This window comes from Microcella sp. (genome assembly GCF_030645145.1).
Classification (GTDB): Bacteria; Actinomycetota; Actinomycetes; order Actinomycetales; family Microbacteriaceae; genus Microcella.
On the sequence record NZ_JAUSMI010000077.1, the window covers coordinates 1 to 7,396 of the forward strand.

Here is a 7,396-nt window from a genome sequence, read left to right on the forward strand (position 1 = left end):
CTAGCTGTACTCGGCAGGGACGTTGGTGACACAACCGTTGTGAGACAGGGAGACCTCCTGGCTTAGTGGAGCTGTCTAGTTCTTCACTGCCAGGAGGTCTCGTGTCCCACGGTAATGCCCGCTTGAACGTGCGTGGCAGGCTGCTTCTCATCGACCGCGTCATCGGGCAGGGCCGCCCGGTGGCGCATGTCGCTTCCGAGCTCGGCATCTCCCGCCAGTGCGCTCATCGATGGGTGGCTCGGTTCCGACAGGAAGGGGCGGCTGGGTTGGAGGATCGCTCCTCGCGCCCGCGCCATTCTCCGAGGAGAACTCCCGCCGATCTCGAGCACCGCGTGCTGAAGCTGCGCCATCAGCTCCGGGTCGGGCCGGCAAGGCTTTCGGAGGAGTTGGGAATCCCAACCCGCACGATCGGCGCGATCCTGCATCGACATCACATGCCCCGGCTGTCGGAGTGCGACCCCGTGACCGGCGTTGTGATCAGGGCGTCCCGCCGAACGGCGCTGCGCTATGAGCGCGACCGTCCGGGCGAGCTGGTCCACATGGACGTGAAGAAACTGGGCCGGATCCCGGACGGCGGCGGCTGGCGCGCCCACGGACGCAGCGAGCAAGTCCGCGGCCGCGGCATCGGGTTCGACTACGTCCACTCCATGATCGATGACCACTCGCGGTTGGCGTATTCCGAGGTCCTTCCCGACGAGAAAGGCGCCACCTGCGCGCAGTTCCTGTTGCGCGCTGCGGATTACTTCGCCCGACACGGAATCACGCGCATCGAGCGGATCATGACCGACAACGCTTTCGCCTATCGATACTCCCTGGCCGATGCCGCAGCCCTCCTCGGGGCGAAGCAGGTCTTCATCCGCCCGCACTGCCCCTGGCAGAACGGCAAGATCGAACGACTGAACCGGACCCTGCAGATCGAGTGGGCCTATCGGCAGGTGTTCCTCTCCAACGACGCTCGCGCTGCTGCTCTTGCGCCGTGGCTGGAGCACTACAACACTCGACGCATCCACTCCGCCATCGGAGCACCACCGATCAGCCGAGTGTCACCAACGTGACTGCCGAGTACACCTAGCGCTTCGTTGCGGCAGGCGGCGCGGGCATGACCCGCACGTCGGCGACCCGCTGCGCGATCGCGATCTGCGCGGAAGGCCGCAGCAGCACCCACGCCGCCGCCATGGCGCCGGTCGAGAGCGCGAAGAGCCCGACGCCGAGCCAGCTCTCGGCGTCGTCGACGCCTGCGTAGATGCCGTTGAGGTTCTGGCGCGCTCCGGTGAGGAGCACGAGGGCGACGTGCGCGACCGTGAACGCAAGGAAGTACCAGAGCACGAGGCGATGCGTCTGCCGCGCGGCTGCGTCGGAGAGCGGCCCGCGGGCGCGCATCCACCGCCTCGGCCACACGGGCGAGAGCCGGAGCCCGGTGAGCGTCGCGAGCGGCGCGGCGATGACGACGGTCGCGGCGTAGAACAGCTGCTGCAGGCTGTTGTACCGGGCCCAGGTGTCGTGCGCGGGCCAGTCGAGCGCGAGGTACTGCACGGCGGCGGAGACCGCGTTCGGCACGACCGCGAGGTCGGTCGGGATCAGCCGCTGCCAGTGTCCGCTCGCGACGAGCGCGACGACGTAGACGAGCCCCGTGAGCACCCACAGGGTGTCGACGACGAGGTGCCACCAGGCGTGCAGGCCGAGCCGGCTCGGGTTCTTCGCCGCGAAGGCGCCCGTCGTGCGGCGCGTCACGAACGCGGGCGGGCGCTGCCCGGCGCGCAGGTGCAGCCCGGAGCTGACGATGAAGAGCAGGAAGAAGGCGCTCAGCCAGTGCGTCCACCGCAGCCAGGCCGGGAACCCCTCGGGCGTGCCGGGCGGCGGGTCGTACGCGCCGGGGTAGGTGCTGACGAAGGATGCCCCGGCCGGGCTCTCGAGGAACGCCCTGGCCCCGATCATGGCCGCCGCGAGCACCGCGAGCGCCGCGACGACCGCGAGCACGACCGCACGGCGGCGGGAGGCGGTCGGGCGCGGCACGTGCTCCACCGTATCGCCCCGTCGGCGGGCGGGCGCTGGGGGCGCGGCAGCGATCGTGCGGGCGGCCGCCGCTACAGTGGTGCGGTGTCTGACTTCCCCTCGAAAGTGCCCGAGTGGGTGCGCTGGATCCCGGCCGTCGTCCTGAGCGCGATCATCATCGCGGCGGTGGCGTTCGCCGCCTCGCAGGGTCCGCGGCTCGCGGCCGGTCCGGGCCCGGCGGAGACGAACGAGGTCGACGATCTCAACTTCTCGGTGTTCACCGAGGAGGGGCTCGCCTTCATCGAGGAGCAGCGCATCCCGCGCCTCGATCTCCGCGAACTCCCCGTCGAGACCGAGCCTCTGGGCCTCCCCGCCGACGGCGAGCTCGTCATCGGCCCGCACCCGCAGGAACTCGATTACCGACTCGTGCTGCTCGCCTCGGGCGGCGATGGGGGAGCCCGGTTCACGACGTCGACCTTCACGATCTCGACGGAGGCGGGCGAGGTGCGCGAGCTGCGCGTCGCGCCGCCGCGGGAGATCACCTTCGGCTCGTTCCGCGACGTCGAGGCCTTCGCCGTCGAGTCGGCCGAGCGCTTCGGCTACGCGCCGATCGCCAACGGCACGCTTCTCGAGCTCGTGCTGGCGGCGCAGGAGAGCGGTCAGCCGGAGACGACGCGGACGGAGTCGGGCGATCGCATCGGGCTGCCCGCGCATCTGGAGATCACGTGCTTCGGCAATGCGTTCTGCGAGCCCGTCTTCGTCATCGCGGTCGAGTGAGGCCGCCTGCCGGCAGCCGGCTCGAGGGCGCGCCCGGGCACTCGCGCGCGTTCGTGCCCGTCCGGCCGGTAGGGTAAACTCGCATCTCGGCCCGCCTAGCGGCGCCACGGAGTCACTGCAGGGCCCGAGCCCGCAGTACCCCGGTGGGGTATGGTGTAATTGGCAACACGGCTGATTCTGGTTCAGTTGTTCTTGGTTCGAGTCCAGGTACCCCAGCGTTCCGAAGCCCCCGGTCGACCCCGGGGGTTTCGTCGTCTGCGGCGGTCGCGCGGTATCGACCCCGCGTACGCTCGACCCATGCGCCTCGGAGTCATCGACGTCGGATCCAACACCGTGCACCTCCTCGTCGTCGACGCCCACGCGGGTGCGAGCCCCGTTCCTTACCACTCCGAGCGGTCGACCCTGCGGCTCATGCGCTTCATCAACGACGACGGTGCGATCGTCGAGGAGGGGCAGAGGCTCCTCATCGAGGCGATCGGCGGTGCCGCCACCACTGTCGCGGAGATCGGCGTCGACGACGTCATCTCGACGGCGACGTCGGCCATCCGCGAGGCGGCCAACGGCGAGGAGGTCCTCGCCCGCATCGCGCGCGAGACCGGCGTCGAGCTCCAGGTGCTCTCGGGCGACGACGAGGCGCGCATCACGATGCTCGCCGTGCGGCGCTGGTTCGGCTGGTCCGCGGGCGAGATCCTGCTGTTCGACATCGGCGGCGGCTCGTTCGAGATCGCGCAGGGCGCCGACGAGTACCCGGATGCGCAGGTCTCCCTGCCGCTCGGCGCGGCGAGGGCGACCGCGCGCTTCCTGCGGGGCGACCCCCCGAAGCGCGATGCCGTGTCGGCGCTGCGCGCCCACGCCCGTGCGGCCTTCACGGAGGCGCGCGACTCGCTCTTCGCCGACCGGCCGAAGCCGACGCGCGTCGTCGGCACCTCCAAGACGATCCGCTCGCTAGGGCGACTCGTCGGCGGCCCGGCCGACCCGGTCACGGGTGCCCCCGCACCGATCTACTACACGGGCCTGCGCGAGTGGGAGCCGACGCTGCGCGAGATGCCCTCGGACGTCCGGCAGTACCTGCCCGGCATCACTCCCGAGCGGGGCCCGCAGATCCTCGCCGGTGCGATCCTGCTGCGTACCGCGATGAAGGTGTTCGATGTGCCGACGCTCATCGTCTCGCCGTGGGCGCTGCGCGAGGGCATCGTGCTGCGCTACATCGACTCGCTCGACCGGCCCTAGACGGGCGAAGGGGCACCGCCCGACAGTCGCCGTCGACCCGCAGGAGGAGCGAGATGACCGATCGAGACACCGCCGAGCCGCGCGAGGTCGAGCGGGTCAGGAAGCTGACCGACGCCGAGCTGCTGGCGGCGCGACTCGACAGGCCCATGGGCGTGCTCGGTCTGATCTTCGTCTTCGTCGTGCTCGGGCAGGTGCTCGCACGCGAGTCGTGGCTCGTGACGACCCTCACCGTCCTCGGCTGGATCTGCTGGGCGGTGTTCGTCGCCGAGTTCGTGCTGCGCGCGCACATCGCCGGCTGGAGCGCGCAGTTCTGGCGCCGCAGCTGGTGGCAGGTGCTCTTCCTCGCCGTCCCGTTCCTCCGGTTCTTCCGCGCCCTCGCGCTCTTCCGGGTCGCGCGCGTCGCGCGCGTGGTCCGGCTCGGCGGCGTGCTCTCTGCCGGCGTCCGCGGGTCGCGATCGGCGGGCCGACTGCTGACCGGGCGTCTCTCGTGGCTCGCGGCCGTGACAGCGGTCGTGATCCTCGCCTCGAGCCAGCTCTACTATCTGATCGACGGCGAGGTCGCCTACGGAGAGGCGCTGTACCAGACGGCTCTCACCACCGTGACCGGCAGCGGACTGGAGGGGGAGGACGTCGTCACGCGCCTCCTCCGCATCGCTCTCGCCATCTACTCGGTCGTCGTTTTCGCGACCCTCGCCGGGTCCCTCGGCGCCTTCTTCCTGCAGCGGCCGATCGAGGCGGCGGGCGAGGCCGCGCCGCCCTCCGACTAGCCGAGCTCGAGCGTCTCGCCCGCGACGAGCGGGAGGAACGCTCCGCCGTGCGACTCGACGACGTGCTTGATGCGCCCGTTCGCCATGGCGTTGCCGGCGTCCGAGTTGACGCGCTCATGCGTCGGGAACGCGCGCCGCGGCCTCACGGCATCGAGGTAGTCCATGACCTCGCCGATCTTGAGCCACGGGGCGCTCGCGGGCACCGCGAGGACGTCGACCGGGCCCTCCGGCTCGGTGAACGAGTCGCCCGGGTAGTAGAGCGCGTCGTTGACCATCACTCCGAGGTTGTCCACCACCGGGAGGCTCGAGTGGATGACCGCGTGGCGACCGCCCGAGAACGCGAGCGAGAAGGGGCCGGCGCTGCGGGCATCCCCTGCTGAGACGATCTGCCATGAGTAGCCGGGCAGCGACGCCGCGACCCCGGCGGGAGCGAAGAGCTCGACGCCCTCGGCGGAGGCCAGCAGCCGATCGAGGTGCTCGGCCGTGACGTGGTCGGCGTGCTCGTGCGTGACGACGATGCCGACGAGGCCGGGGGCGTCGAAGGGAGCGGTGAAGCTCCCGGGGTCGATGACGAGGCTCGCGCCCTCCTGCTCGATGACCAGGCAGGCGTGCTCGCGCTTCGTGAGGATCATGGCGCCACTGTAGTCACGCGGCCTGCACGGCGCGTCGCGTGCGGGGTGATTGCCCCGTGTACCCCCGGGGGGTATGCTTGGCGGATGATCGACGACATCAAGAAGCGCTCCCTCCACCGCGCGCGCATCCTCCAGGGTCAGATGCGCGGCATCGAGCGCATGATCGAGGCCGACGAGTACTGCGTCGACATCATCACGCAGTCGCTCGCCATTCAGAAGAGCCTCCGCAGCCTCAACAAGCTGCTCGTCGAGAACCACCTGCGCACGCACGTCACCGACATGTTCGACGCGGGCGGCGAGGAGCGCGAGAAGGCCGTCGCCGAGCTGCTCGCCGTGTTCGAGCTGCAGAACAACCGCGGCAGCTAGGCGCGCGGGTCGTCGATCGGCGCACCGGGACGTCACGCCGCTTATCGGTCAGTCGTTGCTCGCTCGTCATCGCATCGGCGCAACGAGTGCCCGATAGGCACCCTCTTGCGTCGCGCACGGGCGTTCCGCCCCCATAATCGGCAACTGTGACGACGATGCGCACGCTCGCGGTGGCGATCAACCCGACCGCGTACTTCGGCAGGGGCCGCGAGGTCGGCCCGCGCGTCGTCGCCCTCCTGCGCGAGCGCGGCCACGTCGTGCACGAGCTCATCGCCTCGAGCCTCGACGCGCTCCGCGCCGAGGCGGCCGCGCGGCTCGACTCGGGCGTCGACGCACTCGTCGTCGTCGGGGGAGACGGCATGGTCAACCTCGGCGTCGAGCTCACGGCCGGCACGGGCATCCCCCTCGGAATCATCCCGAGCGGCACCGGCAACGACATGGCGCGCGGCCTCGGCATCGCCCTCGACGACCCCGAGGCGGCGGTGCAGGGGATGCTCGCGGCCCTCGATCGCGGCCCGCGCGTCATCGACGCGGCCCGCATCGATCTCGGCGCGGCGTCGACCGGGGGTGACGGCCCGATCGCCGGCCCGGGCGCCGGCTCCCGCCGCTTCGCGTGCGTGCTCTCCGCCGGCTTCGACGCGATCGTCAACGAGCGCGCCAATCGGATGCGCCGGCCGCGCGGCCCGAGCCGCTACACGATCGCGCTGCTCGTCGAGCTCGCCCGGCTTCGGCCGATCGACTACCGGCTCGTCGTCGACGGGGTCGAGCATCGCGAGCGCGCGCTGCTCGTCTCGGTCGGCAACAACACCTCGCTCGGCGGCGGCATGAAGGTGACGCCCGCAGCGCTGCTCGACGACGGCCTGCTCGACGTCATGATCGTGCGCCCGCTCTCGCGGCTGGCGTTCCTGCGAATCTTCCCGCGCGTATTCGCGGGCACGCATGTGACCGACCCGCGCGTGGTCACGATGCGCGGGCGCCGCATCCGCATCGAGGCGGAGGGCATCGTCGCGTACGCCGACGGCGAGCGGATCGCGCCCCTGCCCATCGACGTGGAGGTCGAGCCGGGGGCGCTGCGCGTGCTCGCCTGACACCCCTCGAAAGCCCGCGCTCGCGCGGATCGGAGGCGGTCGTCGCCGGTTTGGATTCAGCCTCGGACGTATGCCATACTCGTCCAGTCGCAAACGGCCCCATCGTATAGCGGCCTAGTACGCCGCCCTCTCACGGCGGTAACGCGGGTTCGAATCCCGCTGGGGTCACCACCATCGAATACCCCCGCCCAAGCGGGGGTATTCGCGTTTCCGCCCCGAGATGCTGGGGAATTGAAAAGGCGGCTGCTCGGAGCAATTTTGCAGTGCCGAGTAGCGTGGCTGCGAAGTCGAGCGCAGAGGCGGGCTTGTCGAAGTCTTCATCGAACTGGTAGACGGCCCCGTCAAGGATGACCGCAACCCGGGCCCTGCCAGTGCAGCCGGGGCACAGTCGTTACGTTCGCAACGCGCTAGATGTAGTTCCCAGTGACGTTGTTCATGCTGCCGCAAGTGCGGTGATCGGGCTTCTGTGGCCCAGAGAGCCATGGGGTCGCTGCGTGTTGTAGTAGCGAACCCATTCTGGCAGGACCGCCCGACGATGCTCACT

At 70.4% G+C, this 7,396-nt stretch carries 9 protein-coding genes and 2 tRNA genes; 8 read left to right on the plus strand and 3 right to left on the minus strand.

Annotated features, from left to right (window positions below; genetic code table 11):
* Positions 1-101 precede the first annotated feature (101 nt).
* Entirely contained in the window at positions 102-1,055 is a 954-nt protein-coding gene (locus Q7T15_RS04820) for an IS481 family transposase (RefSeq protein WP_304693833.1), read from the plus strand.
* 13 nt (positions 1,056-1,068) lie between these two features.
* Here Q7T15_RS04820 and Q7T15_RS04825 read toward each other — a convergent pair whose 3' ends face one another.
* Positions 1,069-2,013 carry a cytochrome b/b6 domain-containing protein gene (locus Q7T15_RS04825; protein ID WP_304693835.1) on the minus strand — a complete coding sequence of 315 codons (945 nt, stop codon included), beginning with the start codon at positions 2,011-2,013 and terminating at the stop codon, positions 1,069-1,071.
* A gap of 84 nt (positions 2,014-2,097) precedes the next feature.
* Between Q7T15_RS04825 and Q7T15_RS04830 the strand changes: the two genes are divergently transcribed.
* The 4 genes from Q7T15_RS04830 to Q7T15_RS04845 all read left to right on the plus strand — a co-directional run bounded on the left by Q7T15_RS04830 (position 2,098) and on the right by Q7T15_RS04845 (position 4,766).
* Entirely contained in the window at positions 2,098-2,769 is a 672-nt protein-coding gene (locus Q7T15_RS04830) for a hypothetical protein (protein WP_304693837.1), read from the plus strand.
* A gap of 144 nt (positions 2,770-2,913) precedes the next feature.
* Positions 2,914-2,985, plus strand: a tRNA-Gln gene (locus tag Q7T15_RS04835).
* 81 nt (positions 2,986-3,066) lie between these two features.
* Positions 3,067-3,999 carry a Ppx/GppA phosphatase family protein gene (locus tag Q7T15_RS04840; protein ID WP_304693839.1) on the plus strand — a complete coding sequence of 311 codons (933 nt, stop codon included), beginning with the start codon at positions 3,067-3,069 and terminating at the stop codon, positions 3,997-3,999.
* Positions 4,000-4,052: 53 nt separating this feature from the next.
* Positions 4,053-4,766 carry a hypothetical protein gene (locus tag Q7T15_RS04845; protein WP_304693841.1) on the plus strand — a complete coding sequence of 238 codons (714 nt, stop codon included), beginning with the start codon at positions 4,053-4,055 and terminating at the stop codon, positions 4,764-4,766.
* Here Q7T15_RS04845 and Q7T15_RS04850 read toward each other — a convergent pair.
* Positions 4,763-5,398, minus strand: coding sequence for an MBL fold metallo-hydrolase (locus tag Q7T15_RS04850; protein ID WP_304693843.1), 636 nt, complete (start codon positions 5,396-5,398; stop codon positions 4,763-4,765). The two genes, Q7T15_RS04845 and Q7T15_RS04850, sit on opposite strands and share 4 nt — an antisense overlap.
* An 84-nt stretch (positions 5,399-5,482) precedes the next feature.
* Between Q7T15_RS04850 and Q7T15_RS04855 the strand changes: the two genes are divergently transcribed.
* The 3 genes from Q7T15_RS04855 to Q7T15_RS04865 all read left to right on the plus strand — a co-directional run bounded on the left by Q7T15_RS04855 (position 5,483) and on the right by Q7T15_RS04865 (position 7,023).
* Entirely contained in the window at positions 5,483-5,764 is a 282-nt protein-coding gene (locus Q7T15_RS04855) for a metal-sensitive transcriptional regulator (protein ID WP_304693845.1), read from the plus strand.
* Positions 5,765-5,919: 155 nt separating this feature from the next.
* Positions 5,920-6,852 (plus strand): diacylglycerol kinase family protein, encoded by a 933-nt coding sequence (locus Q7T15_RS04860; RefSeq protein ID WP_370689102.1) that lies wholly within the window; start codon positions 5,920-5,922, stop codon positions 6,850-6,852.
* 95 nt (positions 6,853-6,947) lie between these two features.
* Positions 6,948-7,023 (plus strand) — tRNA-Glu (locus Q7T15_RS04865).
* A 262-nt stretch (positions 7,024-7,285) separates the two neighbouring features.
* Here Q7T15_RS04865 and Q7T15_RS12335 read toward each other — a convergent pair.
* A partial coding sequence (locus Q7T15_RS12335; protein ID WP_370689091.1) for an integrase core domain-containing protein occupies positions 7,286-7,396 on the minus strand: 111 nt, incomplete at its 5' end.